We start from the raw sequence: 20286 nt of genomic DNA, 5'->3' as shown, positions 1-20286 counted from the left end.
CCAGCCTGAACAGGTCGACCCGCCGGACCAGATCCACCGACTTTTCCTGAAAAAAATCCCATGTCCGATAACGAATCCAGCAAACCCGTCAACCAAGCCGCCGGCAAATCCGACAAGCCCAAAGGCAAACCGGCCAGCAAATATCCGGTCAACATGACCGAAACGCCGTTTCCGATGCGCGGTGATCTGGCCAAGCGCGAGCCGCAATGGATCAAGTCGTGGCAGGAAAAGAAGGTCTACGAACGTGTTCGCAAGGCCGCCAAGGGACGCCCGCTGTTCGTGCTGCATGACGGCCCGCCGTACGCGAATGGCGATATCCATATCGGACACGCCGTCAACAAGGTACTGAAAGACATCGTGGTCAAGTCGCGCAACCTGGCCGGCTTCGATGCACCGTACGTACCGGGCTGGGATTGCCACGGCATGCCGATTGAAATCCAGATCGAAAAGCAGTACGGCAAAAGCCTGCCGACTGCCGACGTGCTGGAAAAATCCCGCGCCTATGCGACCGTGCAGATCGAGCGCCAGAAGCTTGACTTCATCCGCCTCGGCGTGCTGGGTGAATGGGACAACCCGTACACCACGATGAACTTCGGCAATGAAGCTGATGAGTTGCGCGCGCTCGGCACCATCCTTGAAAAAGGCTATGTGTATCGCGGCCTGAAACCGGTCAACTGGTGCTTCGATTGTGGCTCGGCCCTGGCCGAAGCCGAAGTCGAGTACCAGGACAAGCGCGATCCGGCCATTGACGTCGGTTTTGCCTTTGCCGAACCCGAAAAAATCGCCGCCGCCTTCGGTCTGGCGTCTCTGCCCACCGAGCGCGGCTATTGTGTGATCTGGACCACGACGCCGTGGACCATCCCGGCCAACCAGGCCATGAACGTGCATCCGGAATTCGACTATGCGCTGGTGCAAACCGCGCGCAATGGCGAACCGCTGTTGCTGATCCTGGCGCTGGACCTGGTCGAGGCGTGCCTGAAGCGCTACGGCCTTGAAGGCAGCGTGATCGCGACCTGCAAAGGCGCCGCGCTGTCGCTGATCGCGTTCAAGCATCCGCTGGCCGACACCGACACCGGCTACGATCGCCTGTCGCCGATCTATCTGGCCGAGTACGTGACGCTCGATACCGGCACCGGCATCGTCCATTCGTCGCCGGCCTACGGTATCGACGACTTCCTGTCCTGCCGCGCGCATGGCATGAAAGACGACGACATGCTGAACCCGGTGATGGGCGACGGCCGCTACGCATCGTGGCTGCCGTTCTTTGGTGGCCTGACCATCTGGGAAGCCTCGAAGCCGATCTGCACCAAGCTCGAGGAAGCCGGTGCGCTGTTCAAACTGGTGATGTTCGAACACAGCTACATGCATTGCTGGCGCCACAAGACACCGATCATCTATCGCGCCACGTCACAATGGTTTGCCGGCATGGACCGCACGCCCAAGGATGGCAGCGCGACGCTGCGTGAGACGGCGCTGGCCGGTATCGATGCGACCACGTTTTATCCTGGCTGGGGCAAGGCGCGCCTGCATGGCATGATCGCCAATCGTCCTGACTGGACCCTGTCACGGCAGCGCCAGTGGGGCGTGCCGATGGCATTTTTCGTACACAAGGAAACCGGCGAACTGCATCCGCGCACACCGGAATTGCTGGAAGCCATCGCCAAACGCGTCGAGGTGTCGGGTATCGAAGCCTGGCAGGCACTTGATCCGAAAGAGTTGCTGGGCGACGAAGCCGATCAGTACCTCAAGAACAAGGACACGCTGGATGTCTGGTTCGATTCCGGCACCACGCACCAGACCGTGCTGCGTGGCTCGCACGCGCAGACCTCGCACTTCCCGGCCGACCTGTATCTGGAAGGTTCTGACCAGCATCGCGGCTGGTTCCATTCGTCGCTCCTGACCTCGTCAATGCTCAATGGTTGCGCACCCTACAAGACGCTGCTGACACACGGCTTCGTCGTCGACGGCGAAGGCAAGAAAATGTCGAAGTCGGTCGGCAACGTGGTCGCGCCGCAAAAAGTCGCCGATTCGCTCGGTGCCGACATCCTGCGGTTGTGGGTCGGCTCGACCGATTATTCCGGCGAGTTGTCGATCTCCGATGAAATCCTGAAGCGCGTCACCGAAAGCTATCGCCGCATCCGCAACACGCTGCGCTTCCTGCTGGCGAACACCTCCGATTTCAATGCGGCCACCGATGCCGTTCCGGTCGCCGAACTGCTCGAAGTCGATCGCTATGCATTGGCGCGCATCACCCAATTGCAGGCCGAAATCATGGCGCATTACGCAGTCTATGAATTCCATCCCGTGACGTCGAAGCTGCAGATGTATTGCTCGGAAGACCTCGGTGGCTTCTATCTGGATGTGCTGAAAGACCGGTTGTACACGGCGGGCGTGAGCTCGGCGGCACGGCGTTCGGCGCAGACGGCGATCTGGCATATCACGCAAGCGCTGTTGCGCCTGATGGCACCGATCCTGTCATTCACGGCCGAAGAAGCATGGGAGACTTTTGCCGACCCGGCAGCGTTTGCGGCCAGCGATGAGACCATTTTCACGCAAACCGTCTGGGCTGTACCGGCCGTGGCTGACGCAGACCCGCTGCTCGAACGCTACACGACATTGCGCGATATCCGCACCGAAGTCTCGAAGCAACTGGAAGAGGTCCGCATCGCTGGCGGCATCGGTTCATCGCTGCAAGCCAACGTCGAGATCCGTGCCAGCGGCACGAAGTTCACCCTGCTCGACAGCCTCGGCGACGATCTGCGCTTCGTATTGATCACGTCGCAAGCGGCGGTCAGCGAGGTGGCTTCGGCCGCCGATGAAGCCATCGTAGTCACGCCGTCGACGGCCCAAAAATGCGAGCGCTGCTGGCATTACCGTGCCGATGTCGGCGCCGATGCAGCCTATCCCGAACTGTGCGGCCGTTGCGTGGCCAACCTGTTTGGTGCGGGCGAAACCCGTTGCTTTGCTTGATGACCGATTGCCCTCTCATCCACTTCACAACCGACCTCCATGGCTACTAAAAACCGCTTTTCCAGTGCACCGCAAACCCGCCTCGGGTCATGGCTCGGCATCGCCGCGCTCATTGTTCTGATCGATCAGCTGACCAAGATCACCATTACCAAGCTGTTCACATACGGCGAATCGCTGCCTGTGACGTCGTTCTTCAATCTGGTACTGGCCCATAACAAGGGCGCGGCATTCAGTTTTCTGGCGACCGAGTCGGGCTGGCAGCGGTATTTTTTTACGGGACTGGGTGTGGCTGCGGCGCTCTTCATCGTGTATCTGCTCAAGCGCAATGCGGGGCAGCGACTGTTCTGCTGGGCTCTCGCGTTGATCCTTGGTGGCGCGGTGGGTAACGTGATCGACCGCATCCTGTATGGCTATGTCATCGACTTCCTGGATATCCATGTCGCTGGCTGGCACTGGCCGGCCTTCAATGTCGCCGACAGCACCATCTGTGTCGGTGCGATCCTGTTCGTGCTCGATGAGCTTAGACGCGTCAACAAATAACCGCACGGAGCAAGCATGGATCTCGCTGGAAAACACATCGTACTGGGGCTGACCGGCGGCGTGGCCTGTTACAAGTCTGCCGAACTGACGCGCGCACTGATCAAGGCCGGTGCCACCGTGCAAGTCGTGATGACCCAGGCGGCAACGCAATTCATGACTGCAGTAACGATGCAGGCGCTGTCGGGACGCACCGTCTATACCGATCAATGGGACGCGCGCATCGCCAACAACATGCCGCATATCGATCTCACACGCGACGCCGACGCCATCGTGATTGCGCCTTGCTCAGCCGACTTCATGTCCAAGCTGGCCCGCGGCGCCTGCGATGATTTGCTGTCGACATTGTGCGTGGCACGTCCGGCCAGGCTGCCGCTGCTGATCGCTCCCGCCATGAATGTCGAAATGTGGCAAAACCCCGCAACCCGGCGCAACGTGCAGCAACTGGCTGCCGACGGCATCGTATTACTGGGACCGGATATTGGTGACCAGGCCTGCGGCGAAACCGGCATGGGCCGCATGCTCGAACCGGCGCAATTGCTGGAAGAAGTCGTGGCGGCACTGCAGCCGAAAACACTGCGCGGTAAAAAAGTCCTGATTACGGCCGGCCCGACCTTTGAGCCGATCGATCCGGTACGCGGGATTACCAATCTGTCGTCCGGCAAGATGGGTTACGCCCTGGCCCGCGCCGCACGCGAGGCGGGTGCCGACGTGACACTGGTGTCCGGGCCGACGGCACTTGTCACGCCAACCGGCGTGCACCGAATCGATGTCCAGACCGCGCGGCAAATGTTCGATGCCGTGATGTTGCACGCCAGCGGACAGGATGTCTTCATCGCCGTCGCCGCCGTCGCGGACTGGCTCGTCACCAATGCCAGCGCACAGAAACTAAAAAAAACCGCCGACGGAGCGTTGCCGCATCTTGAGTTTGCACTCAACCCGGACATCCTCGCTGCAGTGGCTGCCCTGCCCGGCAGGCCCTACTGCGTCGGCTTTGCCGCCGAGTCGGAAGAGTTGCTGAAACACGGCAAAGCCAAGCGCGAGCGCAAGGGAATTCCTCTGCTGGTCGGTAATATCGGGCATGCCACCTTCGGCAAGGACGAGAATGAACTGGTGTTGTTTGACGAGAATACCGAAGTCCATTTTCCGCATGCGCACAAGCAGTTGCTGGCACGCCAGTTAATTACCGAAATCAGTGAACGGATTCACATGGATCCGGTTCACGCCTTGCATCTGACCCAGCCAATTTGACCAGCCATGACCCTGAAAACCATCGACATCAAGATCCTCGACCCGCGCATGCAGGACCAGTTGCCGGCCTATGCCACCCATGGCAGCGCCGGCCTTGATCTGCGTGCCTGCCTCGATGCACCGTTGACGATCAAACCGGGAGAGACCCACCTGGTCCCGACCGGTCTGGCCATCCACCTTGCCGACCCCGGTTATGCCGCCATGATCTTGCCGCGCAGCGGACTCGGCCATAAGCACGGCATTGTCCTGGGGAACTTGGTGGGTTTGATCGACTCAGATTACCAGGGCCAACTCATGGTCTCGACCTGGAATCGCGGGCAGACCGAATTCACACTCAATCCGATGGAACGACTTGCGCAACTGGTGATCGTGCCAGTGCTGCAGGTCGGCTTCAATATCGTCGACGAATTTGACGACAGTACACGGGGCGAAGGTGGCTTCGGCAGTACCGGAACACATTAATGGAGAAAACAATGCAAGGCGTGGTTGAACCGAATTTGCAGCGCTGTCGTTCAGCCCTGATTGCCCTCGGTGTTACGGGATTACTGGCAGCGTGTGCCACCCCTGCACCGTCGTCGCAACAACAAAAAGAACTTGCGGGCGCCATATCGTCGCCAGCGCCGGTGCAGGTGCCTGACTTGCCCGTTGAATCGCCCGAAGAAATTGCCCTGCGCCAGCTGGTCGCGCTGCAGGACAGACTGGACCGTGTCGCCGCGCCGCTGCTGGTGAACAATCCTGCGCTGTGCAAGGGCAACGCCCGTCGCCTGCTTGGCTTTACGGCCAAAACCAAGTACTCGTATTCCGACGAATACCTGCAAGCCGCACAAAAACTGTTCAAGCTCGATGAACGACTGCAAGTGACTGGTGTGTTGCCAGGCAGCGGCGCGGCGCGGGTTGGCGTCGCGCGTGGTGATAGTCTGATTGCGGTGGATGACAAGGCCTTGCCTCAAGGCCGCAATGCCGAACGCCAGGCAGCTGCAATCCTGGCACCACTCGTGAATGGTCGCGCCAATGTCAAATTGACCGTCCAGCGCAAAGGCAATACCGTGGTACTTGATGTGCCATTGACGACTGCCTGCGCGTTTCGGGTCGAGCTCGGCAATTCCGATGCGGTCAATGCCTATTCTGACGGCCACCGGGTTCTGGTCACGCGCGGCATGATGCGCTACGCAACATCCGATCAGGATCTGTCCTATGTACTGGCCCGCGAACTGGCCCACAATGCATTGCGACATCCCGTGCGGTTGCGCAATAGTGCAACGATCGCCGGCGTGATCGACAATCTGATCCGTATCAAGCCTGACCTGAACATGATCACCGGCACCGCTGGCATCAAGCCCTACAGCCAGGAAATGGATGCCGCGGCGGACACCATCGGCCTGTACATGGCCGCACGGGCTGGCTACGCGATCGAACGGTCATCGGTATTCTGGCAGGGACTGGCTAGCCAGTATCCGGCCTCCATCACCAATGGCTACACTGCATTGCACCCGTCGACCGAGTTCAGGATTGCCGCCATCGACAAGGCGAAGATGGATATTCGCGCCAAACAGTCCGCGCAAAAGACCTTGCTTCCGTAGTGATTGCCCGGCCTGAAAGGGCTGACAGGACTCACATCAAAGCAAAGCAGACATAAAAAAGCCCGGATCGCTCTTACGATCCGGGCTTTTTTGTTCAGGACGCCGTTGCTCGAAGTTACTCGACTTCCAGTGTTTCTTGCGGGGCAACCGGAGGCGGCGTGCTGTCACCATCCGAGAAGTCCAGCTTGATCAGGTCTTTCTCATCGAGACCGACTGTCACCTTGCCACCACTGACCAGCTTGCCGAACAACAGCTCGTCGGCCAGCGCCTTGCGGATCATGTCCTGGATCAGGCGCGCCATTGGACGCGCGCCCATCAGTGGATCGAACCCTTTCTTGCCAAGGAACTTGCGCAAGTCTTCGGTAAAGATCGCATCGACTTTTTTCTCGTGCAGTTGCTCTTCCAGCTGCATCAGGAATTTATCGACCACACGCAGGATGATCTCCTCATTGAGCGCACCGAAACTGATGATCGAATCGATCCGGTTACGGAACTCGGGAGTGAACATGCGCTTGATGTCTTCCATCTCGTCGCCGGCTTCTTTTTTCTCGGTAAATCCGATCGACCGTTTTTGCAGGCTCTCGGCACCGGCATTCGTGGTCATGATGATGATCACGTTGCGGAAGTCTGCTTTCCGCCCGTTGTTGTCGGTCAGCGTGCCGTGGTCCATCACCTGCAACAGGATATTAAAAATATCCGGATGGGCTTTTTCGATTTCATCGAGCAGCAGGACAGCATGCGGCTTTTTGGTAATCGCTTCGGTCAGCAAACCACCCTGGTCAAACCCGACATAACCCGGTGGCGCACCAATCAGGCGACTGACGGCGTGACGCTCCATGTATTCCGACATGTCGAAACGGATCAGCTCGATGCCCAGGATGAAGGCCAACTGCTTCGCAACTTCGGTCTTGCCCACACCGGTCGGACCGGAGAACAGGAATGATCCGATAGGCTTGTCGGTCTTGCCCAGCCCGGCACGCGCCATCTTGATCGCCGATGACAGGGCTTCGATGGCAGGCTCCTGGCCAAACACGACGTTCTTCAGGTCACGTTCGATCGTCTGCAGTTTGCTGCGATCATCCTGATTGACCGATTGCGGCGGGATGCGTGCGATCTTGGCGATGATGTCTTCGATCTCGGCCTTGCCGATGGTCTTTTTCTGCTTCGACTTCGGCAAGATACGCTGCGCCGCACCGGCTTCGTCGATCACGTCGATCGCCTTGTCGGGCAAATGACGGTCATTGATGAAGCGTGCTGCCAGTTCGGCCGCCGTGGTCAGTGCGGATGCAGAGTACTTGATGCCGTGGTGTTCTTCGAAGCGGGACTTCAGACCACGCAGAATCTGAATGGTTTGCTCAACCGTCGGCTCGTTGACATCGACTTTCTGGAAGCGACGTGACAGCGCGTGGTCCTTCTCGAACACACCACGATATTCGGTATAGGTGGTCGCACCGATGCACTTGAGCTGACCACTCGACAACGCTGGCTTGAGCAGGTTCGACGCATCGAGCGTTCCGCCCGATGCTGCGCCAGCGCCGATGATGGTGTGAATCTCGTCGATGAACAGGATGCCATTCGGGCTGTCTTTCAATTGCTTGAGGACCGCCTTCAGACGCTGCTCGAAATCGCCGCGGTATTTGGTACCGGCCAGCAGTGCGCCCATGTCGAGCGAATACACGACCGCATCCTGCAGGATTTCAGGGACTTCCTTCTGCGTAATGCGCCATGCCAGGCCCTCGGCGATCGCCGTCTTGCCGACACCGGCTTCGCCGACCAGCAACGGGTTGTTCTTGCGGCGGCGGCATAGCGTTTGCACCACGCGCTCCAGTTCGGACTCGCGACCGATCAACGGATCGATCTTGCCTTCGAGGGCAAGCTTGTTCAGATTTTGCGTGAACTGGTCGAGCGGACTCTCTTTTTGCTGACCTTCTGACGGTGCTTCTTCGCCACTTTCAGGCGCCTTCTGCGGTTCGGCCTGCTGATCCTTGCGCACGCCATGCGAAATGAAATTCACCACATCGAGGCGGGTTACGCCCTGCTGATGCAGGTAGTACACCGCGTGCGAGTCCTTCTCGCCAAAGATCGCTACCAGCACGTTGGCACCAGTCACTTCCTTCTTGCCATTCGAGGCGGACTGTACATGCATGATGGCGCGCTGAATCACGCGCTGGAACCCCAGCGTTGGCTGGGTATCCACCTCACTGGCACCGGGAACGGTCGGCGTATTGTCCGCAATGAAATTGGTCAGCGTTTTCCGCAGATCCTCAATATTGACAGCGCAAGCGCGCAACACCTCTGCCGCTGATGGATTGTCCACCAGAGCCAGTAGCAAGTGCTCTACGGTAATAAATTCGTGACGTGCCTGCCGAGCTTCGACAAACGCCATATGCAAACTAACTTCGAGTTCCTGAGCAATCATGCTTCCTCCATCACGCATTGCAGGGGGTGCCCTGCCTTTCTTGCATGGGTTAAAACGTATTCGACTTTAGTGGACGCAATATCCTTGGGATATACGCCGCACATCCCTTTACCATCGCGGTGCACCATCAGCATGATCTGTGTGGCGTTCTCGCGATCCTTGTTGAAGTATTCCTGAATGATGGCAACTACAAACTCCATCGGGGTGTAGTCATCGTTCAGCAAATACACCTGGTACATCGGCGGCGGCTTGATTTTCTGCGCTTGCCGGACGAGTACTGTGCCGTTTTCATGCTTGGTTGCCATGCGCCTGCTCTGACTCCTTCAACTGATGTTGTGTCGCGGGGAGGAGACTGGGTTGCTCTTCTTCCGACTTGATATTACGCGCTTTCGACGTAGGACGCAGGTGGCGTCCCTCGTTAAAAATTCAAGTGTGTTTTATTCTCGCAACTGGACATCATTTTCGACAACGACGCAAGCATGATGCACAAAATCTTGACTTCCTCTTTTTTTACGAGAACAATGAATCGTCGTTACGGGTAACTATTAGTGCACCTGTCAAGACGAAGTGAGCAAGTGTAAAGAAGGAAGAGGGAGCAGCGTTATGCAAGGCTTCTTGCTTTTACGGCTCGTGTGATCAAGCAAATTTGAGAGACGCTTTTATGGCAACAGGTACAGTCAAGTGGTTTAACGACTCCAAGGGTTTCGGATTCATTACTCCGGACGACGGTGGCGAAGATTTATTCGCGCATTTTTCCGCTATCCAGATGAATGGCTTCAAGACATTGAAAGAAGGTCAAAAAGTACAGTTCGAAGTCACGCAGGGCCCCAAAGGCAAGCAAGCTTCAAACATTCAAGCGCCCTGATTCCCGAATCAGGCGCTCAGTAGAAACCCCGCAGTGCGGGGTTTTTTTATGGTCGGCATTCCATCATTTTGTTGATTGCCATTACTACGGCTATTGGTAGCTCCATGAATCTCAGGCAAAAAATAATCCTACTTGCAGTGACTCCGCTCATTGTCGCGCTCTGTGCAATTGCGTTGGCAGTACAGCATCAGGCCGCCCTCCTCACCCAACAGCAACGCAACTCAGTAGAGACTGCCTACCTGACCAGCAAGGAAGCAGAGCTACGCCATTACGTCACGCTGGCGACACGCTCGATCAAGGTTATTTATGACTCGGGACGGCAGGACACAGCAGCGCTGAACGAGGCAAAAAGGATTCTGTCCGAGCTCGACTATGGAGATGACGGCTACTTCTTTGTCTATGACATGCATGGAGTCAATCTGGTCCATCCACGTCAGCCGGATTTAATTGGTCGCAATTTGTGGGAGCTCAGAGACAACCAGAACAATCCAACTATCCAGCGGCTGATTGCACGTGCCCAGAGCGGCGGTGGCCTGGAACGTTATCTATGGGTAAAACCGTCCACGAATAAAGTCGTCCCCAAGCTGGGTTACGTCATCAGCCTGCCACGTTGGGGCTGGGTACTTGGCACCGGCATCTATCTGGACGATGTCGACGATGTGGTGAACAAAATCGATGCGCAGATTTCGCGCAATATCCAGAACACCATGTTGTGGATTTCCGGGATTGCGATTACCAGCGTACTGGCGCTTGCCTTGTTCGGGCTGGCCCTGAATTTTAGCGAGCATCGAGTCGCCGATGCCAAACTCAAGGTGCTGGCCCAGCGCGTCGTGCACTCGCAGGAAGACGAACGGGCAAGACTGTCACGCGATCTGCATGATGGCATTAGCCAGTTGCTGGTTTCCATCAAACTGCAAGTCGAATCCGGAATTGCCAAGCTGGCCGGACCGGCTGCACAAGCCAATTCGGCACGGCTCTCGTTTGACCGGGCAGCAACCCAGCTCAATGACGTACTGGGAGAAGTCCGGCGCATTTCTCATGACTTGCGACCCGCGTTGCTCGACGATCTGGGACTGGGCGCGGCTCTCGAGCACCTGACCCGTGAATTCACCGAACATGCCTTGTCCGAAGTCGACCTGGCTATCACCGGCAACACGGACAACCTGTCGGAAGTACGCAAGACTGTGTTGTTCCGCATCGCTCAGGAAGCACTCACCAACATCAAGCGGCATGCGGCGGCGTCCAGCGTGCACTTGACGCTGAGCGGCGATGCTGCGACTGTGCGCCTGATCATTTCGGATAACGGTCGCGGCTTCAACATGGCGCTGATCGCCGATAATCCCAAACGTGGTATCGGCCTGCGCAACATGGTCGAACGCGCCGAAGCTGTTGGTGGTACGTTGCAACTGACCTCTTCCGCAGATGGCACCCAATTGATTGCTACGCTGCCCAACGGCTGAACCGATCGGTCTTAACTTCGCAATAACGTGACGTGACAATGATTACATTACCTACTGTCCATATCATGCTGGTCGACGACCATCCGCTGGTGCGAGATGGCTTGCGCGCCCGGCTTGAATCGATTGCCCACTTCGAGATCGTGGCCGAAGCATCCAATGCAGACGATGCATTGCGCCATGCGGCCCATAGCGTCATCGACCTTATCCTGATGGATATCAATCTCAGTGGCATGAATGGCATTGAACTGACGGCGCGAGTGCATGCACTGCATCCGGCCATCGCCGTACTGATGCTGAGCATGCACGACAAGGCGGAGTACGTGACGCAGGCGATCCAGGCTGGCGCCAGTGGCTATGTCCTGAAAGACGCGCCCGCCATCGACATCATCACGGCAATCGATACGGTGATTGCCGGTGGAATCTATTACAGCGAAGGCATACGAAGCCAGCTGTCATCGGCCACCACGTCGACATCGTTACTGACACCACGTGAAAATGAAGTGCTGCAATTCATAGCGACCGGAAAATCCAACAAACACATTGCGCGCAGCCTGGACTTGAGCGTACGCACTGTGGAAACCCACCGCCTCAACATCAAACGCAAACTCGGCATCGAAGGCCAGGCGGACCTGATTCGGTTCGCCCTGGAGCGAACTCCGATGAAGGTATAAAAAAAGCCAGTCATGGAAATGACTGGCTTTTTTGCAACTGTCGCGCGCTGTGGCGGCGCCGTGAAAACAATTACATATTCTCGATCATGACATCGCCAAAACCCGAGCACGACACCTGAGTTGCGCCTTCCATCAGGCGAGCGAAGTCGTAAGTCACTTTCTTCGACGCGATGGACTTTTGCATGGAGCTGATCAGCAGGTCTGCGGCTTCGAGCCAGCCCATGTGGCGCAGCATCATTTCAGCCGACAGAATCAGTGAACCCGGGTTCACATAGTCCTTGCCTGCGTACTTCGGTGCAGTACCGTGAGTTGCTTCGAACATCGCAATCGAGTCCGACAGGTTGGCGCCCGGTGCAATACCGATACCGCCAACTTGTGCGGCCAATGCGTCCGAAATGTAATCGCCATTCAGGTTCAGTGTCGCAATAACGCTGTACTCGGCTGGGCGCAACAGGATCTGCTGCAGGAAGGCATCGGCAATCGAATCCTTGACCATGATGTCGCGACCGGTCTTTGGATTCTTGAACTTGCACCATGGACCACCGTCGATCAGCTCGGCGCCGAATTCTTTTTGTGCCAGGGCATAGGCCCAGTCACGGAAGCCGCCTTCGGTGTACTTCATGATGTTGCCCTTGTGGACAATCGTCACCGATGGCTTGTCATTGTCGATCGCGTACTGGATCGCCTTGCGCACCAGGCGCTCGGTACCTTCACGCGAGACCGGCTTGATGCCGATACCGGACGTTTCCGGGAAGCGAATCTTGGTGACGCCCATTTCCTTGATCAGGAAAGCGATCAGTTTTTTGGCGCCTTCGCTACCCTCTTGCCATTCGATACCAGCGTAGATGTCTTCCGAATTTTCACGGAAAATCACCATGTCGGTCTTCTCAGGCTCCCGTACTGGCGACGGCACACCGGTGAAGTAACGCACAGGACGCAGGCAGACATACAGGTCGAGTTGCTGGCGCAGCGCCACGTTCAGCGAACGAATGCCGCCGCCAACCGGCGTCGTCAACGGACCCTTGATCGAGACAACGTATTCTTTCAGGGCATGCAGTGTTTCTTCTGGCAGCCAGACATCCGGGCCATATACGTTGGTCGATTTCTCGCCAGCGAAAATTTCCATCCAGCTGATCTTGCGCTCGCCGCCATAGGCTTTGGCGACGGCAGCGTCGATGACCTTGATCATGACGGGGCTGATGTCGATACCGGTACCGTCGCCTTCAATGTAAGGCACGATAGGGTTATTAGGTACATTCAACGAAAAATCGGCATTGACCGTAATTTTTTTGCCTTCTGCAGGCACTTTGATATGTTGATACATCGATGTCTCCGGTACGGGGCGAAAAGACCAAACCATTTAGGCAGGACAGCTGGTTGACGCTTCAATTCTACACTTCAAGTCGGCACTTCAAGTCTTATATAAGACATAAGACAACGTTTCGTATTATGCCACCGTATTTTACTGGATGCCACCGGTTTGCGACACAGGCAATCTTGTCGTCACGCCAAACAGGCGGGGCGGGGAGCTTAAAATAGGCTGAATCAGTCAACCCGATCACCGAAAAATTCTCGTATGGCACTCATCCTTTTCAATAAACCATATCTGGTTCTGTGCCAGTTTTCTCCGCAGGCAGGGCGTGCCACGCTGGCCGATCATCTCCGTATTCCGGACATCTACCCGGCAGGTCGACTCGATGCGGATAGCGAAGGCCTGATGCTACTGACTGACAATGGAAAACTGCAGCACGACATCAGTCACCCGACGCACAAGCAACCAAAAACGTATCTGGTGCAGATAGAGGGAGTCCCTGATGAGACTGCGCTGAACGCATTGCGAGCTGGCGTCGATCTGGGTGATTTCAGGACACAGCCTTGCAAGGCAATGGAAGTCGGTGCTCCCGACTGGTTGTGGCCGCGCGATCCGCCCATCCGGCAGCGCGCTGCGGCACCAACCCGCTGGCTGGCAATCACCATCACCGAAGGAAAAAATCGCCAGGTGCGGCGCATGACGGCAGCCGTCGGGCTGCCAACGCTGCGCCTGGTGCGGGTTGCCATCGGCCCGTATTCGCTGGAAAGCCACCCGCTGTTACCGGGCGAGTCCCGCCTGGTAGACGCCGCCGACCTATTGGTCGGCCGACGTTAAAACGGCAGGAATTTCATGTCGAAAGCACGTTCGACCAGCCAGCCGGCGGCCAGCAAGGCAATCAGCATGGAGCCACCGAGCAGGATGACCTTGCGGTACAGCAGGGTGTGCCGCAAATAAAAGGCCACGGGCAGGAACGCTGCCACGATCGCCAGCTGCCCCGTCTCGACACCGACATTGAAGCCGACCAGCGCCAGCACCAGCGCACTTTGTGGCAGTCCCAGATCACTCAGCACGCTGGCAAAACCGAAGCCGTGTATCAATCCGAATAAAAAAGCCATCATCCAGCGCCGCTCGCGAAACAGCGGGTAGATATTGTTCAGCGCAGCGATCACGACCGAGGCCGCAATAGTCGACTCGACCCAGCGCGACGGCAGGCTGATGACACCCAATGTCGCAAGGGTCAGCGTGATCGAATGCGCGAGCGTAAATGCGGTGACGATTTTCAGGACCGACCAGAACGCCGGTTTGAAGGCATCCACGGCCTGCCATGTTTTGCGCTGGCGGATGACGACCGCCGGCAACAGCAACGCCAGCAGAAACAGGATGTGGTCGTAGCCTATCCAGATATGCCAGACACCTTCGCGCGCATAGTCGAGAAATTGCCCGATACGGCTTGGACGTGTTAGTGAAAATTGCTGGGTGGCTTTCTCGGGGCTGAAGATCGCAGTGCTGGAGACGCCCTGGTACTGCAACTGCAGAAGTCCCTTGTGCTGCGGATCGATATCGAAAAACAAGCCGTAGCGCGTTTGCAGAGTCGTGACCGGTTGCGCGCATACGGATTCGAAACGCAACACCACATAGGCACCGTCGGTATGGTCATCGATCAGATGATCGGATACGCGCGTCGGGCACACCAGGCCATCGGATTGCAGCTGCAGGCGCGCCATCGCGTAGGCGTCGATCTCGCGCTGTTTAGCCTTCACTTCTCCCCAGGTAATCTGGGCATCGCCATTCGTGTCGAGTCCGATCGCAAAGTCGAGGTCGCGCAGTGCGATGTCCCATTGGCCAGAGATGATTTTTCCATCGACAGAAAAATTCAGATAGCTGTCACTGGGTTTATGCGCCTGGGCCGAAAGCGCATGAAAAAACAGGACCACGAGCAAAAGAAGGCGGTTCATTGCGCCGCCCCTTTGATTTGTTGCGCCAGTGTGCGCAAGGTACGGTCTTCATTCCCGCTGGCGGACAGCCAATCCAGCACAGGTTGCGCCGCAGCAGGTTTGCCAGCCGCCAGTGCTGCCTCCAGCACAATGCGTGCATCGCGCGGTTCAAGCTGCACCTTCCAGTTTTCCAGGGCGAGGCCAAGCGCCTTGCCGGGGTTGCCTTCGACAGCGAGTGCAAAACGCGCCTCTTCTTGCTGATGCACGGTGTCGCCCCGCAATTGCGCTGCCGCGTATCGCGCAGCCAGGGTTGCTTCCCGGGCGCCGGCCGCAGAAAGCTTCAACGTCCGCTCGGCAAATACCAGTCGCAACAACAGTACATCCGAACGCGTACGGTCTTTTAATAGCGCAACCACTTCCGCCGGACGATGCTGGTCAAGTAATAAATCAGCGTACGCCGCAAGCATGAACGTGTCGGAGATGTTCAACGCCAGCGCTTGTTTGAAGTGCTTCTCCGCGATCTCGACATGTCCGATGCGCTGGGAAATTTCGGCAAGACGCAGCAATACCCACAGCTGCTCATCGGGACGTGCCTCGGGATGCCGCGAAAATTCTGCCAGCAGTGTGTCATAGGCTGCCTGCGCCTTTCCCGTAAGACCGTCAACCATCGCGGAGCAACCCGTTGCTATCACGTCATCTGTCAGGCCGCGCAGCGCCTGGCAATCAATGCGGGCTTCCGGGTAGCGCGCCTGCACCATGTGGATGGTGGCACGCAGCGCGCGGGCCTGAGCGTGCTGCGGATAACGGGCAATGATGTTGTTCAGGTCGCTGACCGCACCGCTGAAATTGTGATTGAACTGGGCCAGACTTGCGCGCATGACCTGGATCTCGACCGGTGGTTCGGCCATCGTCCACCATGGCGCCAGTGCCGCCTGCGCGTAGCCGATATAGCGCGGGTCGCCTTCCTCCGCAACGAGTCCGTAATAGCGTTGCGCCAGTTTCAGGGCGGCATCCTGGTCGCGGGGATTTTTCCGCAGCGTCGTGCGCAGCTCAGACATTTCGCGTGCAATCGGGTCGTTCGGACGAAACGGCAAACGCTCCAGAACCACGTTGTCGGCAGCAGGAATTCGTGGCGCAGCGTGCGCTTGAGCGAACACGGACAGGCAGGCAAGAAACAGTAAAAGACCCAGTGGCATCGCGGTTTCCATGGAGTGTGTCGGGATAACGAACAAAACGCTCCGCATGATAGCGTGACTGCCAGACTAGCGCGCCGTAGTGCGCGCCAGACGGTGCCAATTAACGTATTTCCGTTGCCATTTTTACAGGTTGCCAGCGGCGGACTTGAACATCGTCAGATTTTTTTGATTTTTTTGATAAAACTGTCAACGGAGTACAAACCAACCCGTTATTGCTCGTGATTCATGTGAATCGCCGATCATCAACGTATCAATTTGAAGGATTAAAAATGAAAAACCTTATCGCTGCCTTGGTTGCTGGTCTGTTCGCTGTTTCCGCATTTGCTGCAAGCCACACCGCAGCTCCAGCTGCTCCGGCTGCAGCCGCCGCACCAATGGCCGCCCCAGCTACGCCTATGGCTGATGCGCCAAAAGCCAAAAAAGCTAAAAAAGCAAAGAAAGCAAAGAAAGAAGCAGCACCAGCTGCAGCAATGCCAGCAGCACCAGCTGCCAAGTAATTTGCTGTTAAGCTATGACCGAAGGGCAGGTTTAACCTGCCTTTTTTTATGTCCGAACGCTTTTCAACTTTTCCCTGGCAGACTTCAACAATGAACCTTTCCTCCCTTTGCGTGAAAATGCTGGCATTGACCGGCACACTGCTCCTTTCGTCGTTCGCGCAAGCGCAGCAACCGACCAGATTCAGTGTGACATCGTTGACAGCGGGCATGCATGTGATCCGCGCAGAGGTCGCGGCCACGTCGGCAGAGCGCGAGCAAGGCTTGATGTATCGTGAAAAAATGGGGCCTAACGAGGGAATGGTGTTTTTGTTCGGCGCACCCGCTGGTGTCTGCATGTGGATGAAAAACACGCCCTTGCCCTTGTCGGTCGCCTTTCTCGATGATGACGGCAAGATCGTCAATATCGAGGACATGAAACCGCAGACCACGGAATCGCATTGCGCCGTCAAACCGATCCGCTACGCGCTGGAGATGAACCTGGGCTGGTTCAAGCAAAAGAACATCCGGCCAGGCAGCACCATCGAAGGACTGCCACGCAATAAATAATCGCGGCAATGCGGCTCCACGGAGGATTCCCGCATTACCCACTTGATCTGTGGTCCCTAAAATAAAAAATCCCGTCGGGCTGACGCCGAACGGGATTTTTTTTCCTCACTGTCCACACCCCTTGGGGTGCGCCAGCGGTGAACAGTATTTAGGCTGCCAATGCTTTCAGGGCTGCGGCCATACGGCTCTTGTGACGTGCTGCTTTGTTCTTGTGAATAATTTTCTTGTCAGCGATGCGGTCGATGGTTGAGATCGATGTCTGGAATACCTGGGTCGCTACCGCTTTGTCCCCGCCTTCGATTGCTTTGCGGATCGCTTTGATTGCGGTACGCAAGGTCGAACGCTGGCTGGAGTTATGCGCGTTTTGCTTGACTGCTTGACGGGCACGCTTGCGTGCTTGTGCGGTATTTGCCATGAATGATATTTCCTAAATCGAGGTCAGGTTGCGTCATCAATGACGCATGTGGTAGACAGAATTCTGTGAAGCGTCGCAGTATATCGGCTTTTATCGGAAAGGGCAAACAGATGATGCGATGCCGTTTCTATCGCCGCCCGAAACCGCCGCGGATGCCAGCAACAGAGCCGCGACCAGAGATATCGAACAGCTATAATCCGGCTCCATGAACCTGCATAAAACGCTCGCCACGATCTTCGGCATGACCATGTTGTCCCGCATCACCGGCATGATACGGGATGTCCTGATAACCCGCGCCTTTGGCGCCTCCGGCTACACCGACGCTTTCTTTGTCGCTTTCCGCATTCCCAACTTGCTGCGCCGCCTGTTTGCCGAAGGCGCCTTTGCCCAGGCCTTCGTGCCGATTCTGGCCGAGTATCGCAACAAGCGTGGCGAAGAGGCCAGCAAACAGCTGGTCGACCATGTCGCAACCATCCTGAGCTGGGCACTGCTGGCAACCTGTGTGATCGGCATTGTCGGCGCGCCGGTGATCGTGTACCTGATGGCCACAGGCCTAGCTGCCAATGCGCAGGTGTTTGACACCACGGTGCTGATGACGCGCATCATGTTCCCGTACATCGGATTCATGTCGCTGGTAGCGCTGGCTGGCGGCATTCTGAATACCTGGAGCGAGTTCCGGATTCCGGCATTCACGCCGGTGCTATTGAACCTCTCGTTCATTGTTGCCTCGCTGGCGGTTGCCCCTTTTCTTGCGGAACCAATTTACGCGCTGGCCTTTGCGGTGTTTTTTGGCGGCTTACTGCAACTGGCTATCCAGATACCCGCATTGATCCGCATCGGCATGCTGCCACGCTTTCAGTTGAACCCGCGCTTCGCTCTGGCAGATCCCGGCGTACGACGTGTGCTGCGGCAAATGGCCCCAGCCACATTCGCGGTGTCGGTTGCGCAGGTCAGCCTGGTCATCAATACCAATATCGCGTCCCATCTGGAGCTCGGCAGCGTGTCGTGGCTGTCGTTTGCGGATCGGCTGATGGAGTTCCCAACGGCATTACTGGGAGTGGCACTAGGAACCGTATTGCTGCCCAGCCTGTCCAAAGCCCATGCCGCAGGGGACCCGGTCGAGTATTCCGCACTGCTTGACTGGGGCCTGCGACTGACCTTCCTGCTGGCCCTGCCGGCGGCGGTCGGACTAGCGACCTTGTCCGAACCATTGACAGCGACGCTCTTCCATTACGGAAAATTCGATGCCCGCGCCGTGATGATGACGAGCCATGCGCTGGTGGCCTATGGCGTCGGCCTGATCGGGCTGATCGTGGTCAAAATCCTGGCACCCGGCTTTTACGCAAAACAGAATATCCGCACGCCCGTCAAGATTGCCGTTGGCGTGCTGATTGCCACGCAACTGATGAACCTGATATTCGTGCCAAAGCTGGCGCTGGCAGGGCTGGCGTTGTCGATCGGCCTGGGTGCGTGTCTGAATGCGATTTTTCTGTATCTCGGGTTGCGCAAGCGCGGCATTTATATCGCCAGAAGTGGGTGGGGCCTGTTTCTCGTGAAGCTGTCAGGTGCCTTGTTCCTGATGGGCGGCGCGGCACTCTGGACGGCCGGACAGTTTGACTGGATCGCCATGCAGGCGCATGCAGCCATGCGTATCGGTGCGCTGTGCCTGGTGCTGGGGGTTTGCGCGATCACGTATTTTTCGGCGCTGGCGGCGATGGGATTCCGGCCATCCGATTTCAAGCGTAGCGCAGCATGATCACCCCGCTCGACTTTTTCGGCTCGCTGGTGCAGCGCAAGGACAGCATTCCATTATTTGAAGCCGCATTGACACTGGCCCAAGATGCCGATCCGCAATTTGATCTGGGCGCCGCACAGGCGGAAGTCGACCAGATGGCAGCAAAACTGTGCAAGCGCCTGCCCGCCGATACGGCGCAAATACAGAAACTGCGCCTGCTGAATCATTACTTTTATCGGGAACTGGGCTTCGCCGGCAACATTAACAATTACTACGATCCGGACAACAGCTATCTGCATCGGGTAATCCGGACGCGCCGCGGCATTCCGATTTCTCTGGCCATGCTGTACATGGAAATTGCCCAGCAAATCGGACTCGATGTGCAAGGCATTTCTTTTCCGGGCCACTTCCTGATGAAGTTATCGACCCAGTCCGGTGAAGTCATCCTTGATCCGGTGAATGGTGCAAGCTTGTCGCGCGAAGACCTGGAAGAACGACTGGAGCCGTTTGTCGCGCAGATCATCAGTGCCGGCAAGCCGCTGGCGGAGTACCTGGAACCGGCGTCCCCGCACGCGATCCTGGTTCGCATGCTGCGCAATCTGAAGTCCCTCTTTGCCGAGCGAGAGCGCTGGCAGAAGTTGCTGGACGTGCAGGAGCGCCTGCTGCTCCTGTTACCGGATGACAGCATAGAACGACGCGACCGCGGAATTGCGTTTGCCAACCTCGATTGCCCGAAGCCAGCGCTAGCGGATATCGAAGCCTATCTGGCAAAAAGGCCGGAAGCGGAAGATGCCGACACACTGCGCGGGCGGTTGCCGGCATTGCGGGAAGCGATCCGCCGGCTGAATTGAACGTGACAGGACGGGGAAGACAGCGAGACCACGCCAGAAAATACCGT

The 20286-nt window shown here is 57.2% G+C and carries 19 protein-coding genes; 13 read left to right on the top strand and 6 right to left on the bottom strand.

Features of this window, described 5'->3' with window-relative positions; genetic code table 11:
* The first annotated feature begins 60 nt into the window (after positions 1 to 60).
* Genes ileS through ABD720_RS12065 form a run of 5 tightly spaced genes read left to right on the top strand, consistent with a single transcriptional unit; the run spans position 61 to position 6338 of the window.
* Entirely contained in the window at positions 61 to 2970 is a 2910-nt protein-coding gene (gene ileS / locus ABD720_RS12085) for an isoleucine--tRNA ligase (protein WP_344763539.1), read from the top strand.
* 39 nt (positions 2971 to 3009) lie between these two features.
* Positions 3010 to 3510 (top strand): signal peptidase II, encoded by a 501-nt coding sequence (lspA, locus tag ABD720_RS12080; RefSeq protein ID WP_344763538.1) that lies wholly within the window; start codon positions 3010 to 3012, stop codon positions 3508 to 3510.
* Between the two features lie 15 nt (positions 3511 to 3525).
* Positions 3526 to 4758 (top strand): bifunctional phosphopantothenoylcysteine decarboxylase/phosphopantothenate--cysteine ligase CoaBC, encoded by a 1233-nt coding sequence (gene coaBC, locus ABD720_RS12075; protein ID WP_344763537.1) that lies wholly within the window; start codon positions 3526 to 3528, stop codon positions 4756 to 4758.
* A 12-nt stretch (positions 4759 to 4770) separates the two neighbouring features.
* Complete coding sequence (dut, locus tag ABD720_RS12070) at positions 4771 to 5220, top strand: dUTP diphosphatase (RefSeq protein ID WP_344763690.1); 450 nt, start codon at positions 4771 to 4773, stop codon at positions 5218 to 5220.
* Entirely contained in the window at positions 5220 to 6338 is a 1119-nt protein-coding gene (locus tag ABD720_RS12065) for a M48 family metalloprotease (RefSeq protein WP_344763536.1), read from the top strand. The genes dut and ABD720_RS12065 overlap by 1 nt, the downstream gene beginning before the upstream one ends.
* Positions 6339 to 6453: 115 nt before the next feature.
* Here the strand turns inward: ABD720_RS12065 and clpA are convergent, their stop codons facing one another.
* Both clpA and clpS read right to left on the bottom strand, forming a co-directional pair.
* Positions 6454 to 8757, bottom strand: coding sequence for an ATP-dependent Clp protease ATP-binding subunit ClpA (gene clpA, locus ABD720_RS12060; protein WP_344763535.1), 2304 nt, complete (start codon positions 8755 to 8757; stop codon positions 6454 to 6456).
* Positions 8754 to 9062, bottom strand: a complete 309-nt coding sequence (gene clpS / locus ABD720_RS12055; protein WP_344763534.1) for an ATP-dependent Clp protease adapter ClpS — start codon at positions 9060 to 9062, stop codon at positions 8754 to 8756. The genes clpA and clpS overlap by 4 nt, the downstream gene beginning before the upstream one ends.
* Positions 9063 to 9418: 356 nt before the next feature.
* Here clpS and cspE point away from each other — a divergent pair, with 356 nt between their 5' ends.
* From cspE to ABD720_RS12040, 3 genes are all read left to right on the top strand, one after another.
* Positions 9419 to 9622, top strand: coding sequence for a transcription antiterminator/RNA stability regulator CspE (gene cspE / locus ABD720_RS12050; RefSeq protein WP_009665919.1), 204 nt, complete (start codon positions 9419 to 9421; stop codon positions 9620 to 9622).
* Positions 9623 to 9726: 104 nt separating this feature from the next.
* Positions 9727 to 11082: a cache domain-containing protein gene (locus tag ABD720_RS12045; RefSeq protein WP_344763533.1), complete on the top strand. Its 1356-nt coding sequence runs from the start codon at positions 9727 to 9729 to the stop codon at positions 11080 to 11082.
* Positions 11083 to 11120: 38 nt separating this feature from the next.
* Positions 11121 to 11753, top strand: a complete 633-nt coding sequence (locus ABD720_RS12040) for a response regulator (RefSeq protein ID WP_344763531.1) — start codon at positions 11121 to 11123, stop codon at positions 11751 to 11753.
* 70 nt (positions 11754 to 11823) lie between these two features.
* Here the strand turns inward: ABD720_RS12040 and icd are convergent, their stop codons facing one another.
* Positions 11824 to 13077 (bottom strand): NADP-dependent isocitrate dehydrogenase, encoded by a 1254-nt coding sequence (gene icd / locus ABD720_RS12035; RefSeq protein WP_344763530.1) that lies wholly within the window; start codon positions 13075 to 13077, stop codon positions 11824 to 11826.
* Positions 13078 to 13329: 252 nt separating this feature from the next.
* On the opposite strand from icd, the gene ABD720_RS12030 reads away from it, so the two are divergent.
* A complete protein-coding gene (locus ABD720_RS12030) occupies positions 13330 to 13899 on the top strand; it encodes a pseudouridine synthase (RefSeq protein WP_344763529.1) in 570 nt (189 codons plus the stop codon).
* Here ABD720_RS12030 and ABD720_RS12025 read toward each other — a convergent pair.
* Positions 13896 to 15020: a HupE/UreJ family protein gene (locus ABD720_RS12025; protein WP_344763528.1), complete on the bottom strand. Its 1125-nt coding sequence runs from the start codon at positions 15018 to 15020 to the stop codon at positions 13896 to 13898. The two genes, ABD720_RS12030 and ABD720_RS12025, sit on opposite strands and share 4 nt — an antisense overlap.
* Positions 15017 to 16195 carry a tetratricopeptide repeat protein gene (locus tag ABD720_RS12020; protein ID WP_344763527.1) on the bottom strand — a complete coding sequence of 393 codons (1179 nt, stop codon included), beginning with the start codon at positions 16193 to 16195 and terminating at the stop codon, positions 15017 to 15019. The genes ABD720_RS12025 and ABD720_RS12020 overlap by 4 nt, the downstream gene beginning before the upstream one ends.
* Positions 16196 to 16464: 269 nt before the next feature.
* Here ABD720_RS12020 and ABD720_RS12015 point away from each other — a divergent pair, with 269 nt between their 5' ends.
* Entirely contained in the window at positions 16465 to 16692 is a 228-nt protein-coding gene (locus tag ABD720_RS12015) for a hypothetical protein (RefSeq protein WP_344763689.1), read from the top strand.
* Between the two features lie 90 nt (positions 16693 to 16782).
* Positions 16783 to 17238 (top strand): DUF192 domain-containing protein, encoded by a 456-nt coding sequence (locus ABD720_RS12010; RefSeq protein WP_344763526.1) that lies wholly within the window; start codon positions 16783 to 16785, stop codon positions 17236 to 17238.
* Positions 17239 to 17386: 148 nt separating this feature from the next.
* Here the strand turns inward: ABD720_RS12010 and rpsT are convergent, their stop codons facing one another.
* On the bottom strand, positions 17387 to 17653 hold the full coding sequence (rpsT, locus tag ABD720_RS12005) for a 30S ribosomal protein S20 (RefSeq protein ID WP_344763525.1): 267 nt from the start codon (positions 17651 to 17653) through the stop codon (positions 17387 to 17389).
* 205 nt (positions 17654 to 17858) lie between these two features.
* Here rpsT and murJ point away from each other — a divergent pair, with 205 nt between their 5' ends.
* Together murJ and ABD720_RS11995 are read left to right on the top strand one after the other, a co-directional pair.
* Positions 17859 to 19409, top strand: coding sequence for a murein biosynthesis integral membrane protein MurJ (murJ, locus tag ABD720_RS12000; protein ID WP_344763524.1), 1551 nt, complete (start codon positions 17859 to 17861; stop codon positions 19407 to 19409).
* Positions 19406 to 20239, top strand: coding sequence for a SirB1 family protein (locus ABD720_RS11995; RefSeq protein ID WP_344763523.1), 834 nt, complete (start codon positions 19406 to 19408; stop codon positions 20237 to 20239). Before murJ ends, ABD720_RS11995 begins: the two co-directional genes overlap by 4 nt.
* Positions 20240 to 20286: the final 47 nt, after the last annotated feature.

It is taken from the genome of Actimicrobium antarcticum, assembly GCF_039536745.1.
Lineage (GTDB): Bacteria > Pseudomonadota > Gammaproteobacteria > Burkholderiales > Burkholderiaceae_D > Actimicrobium > Actimicrobium antarcticum.
This window is presented reverse-complemented; position numbering and strand designations above follow the sequence as displayed.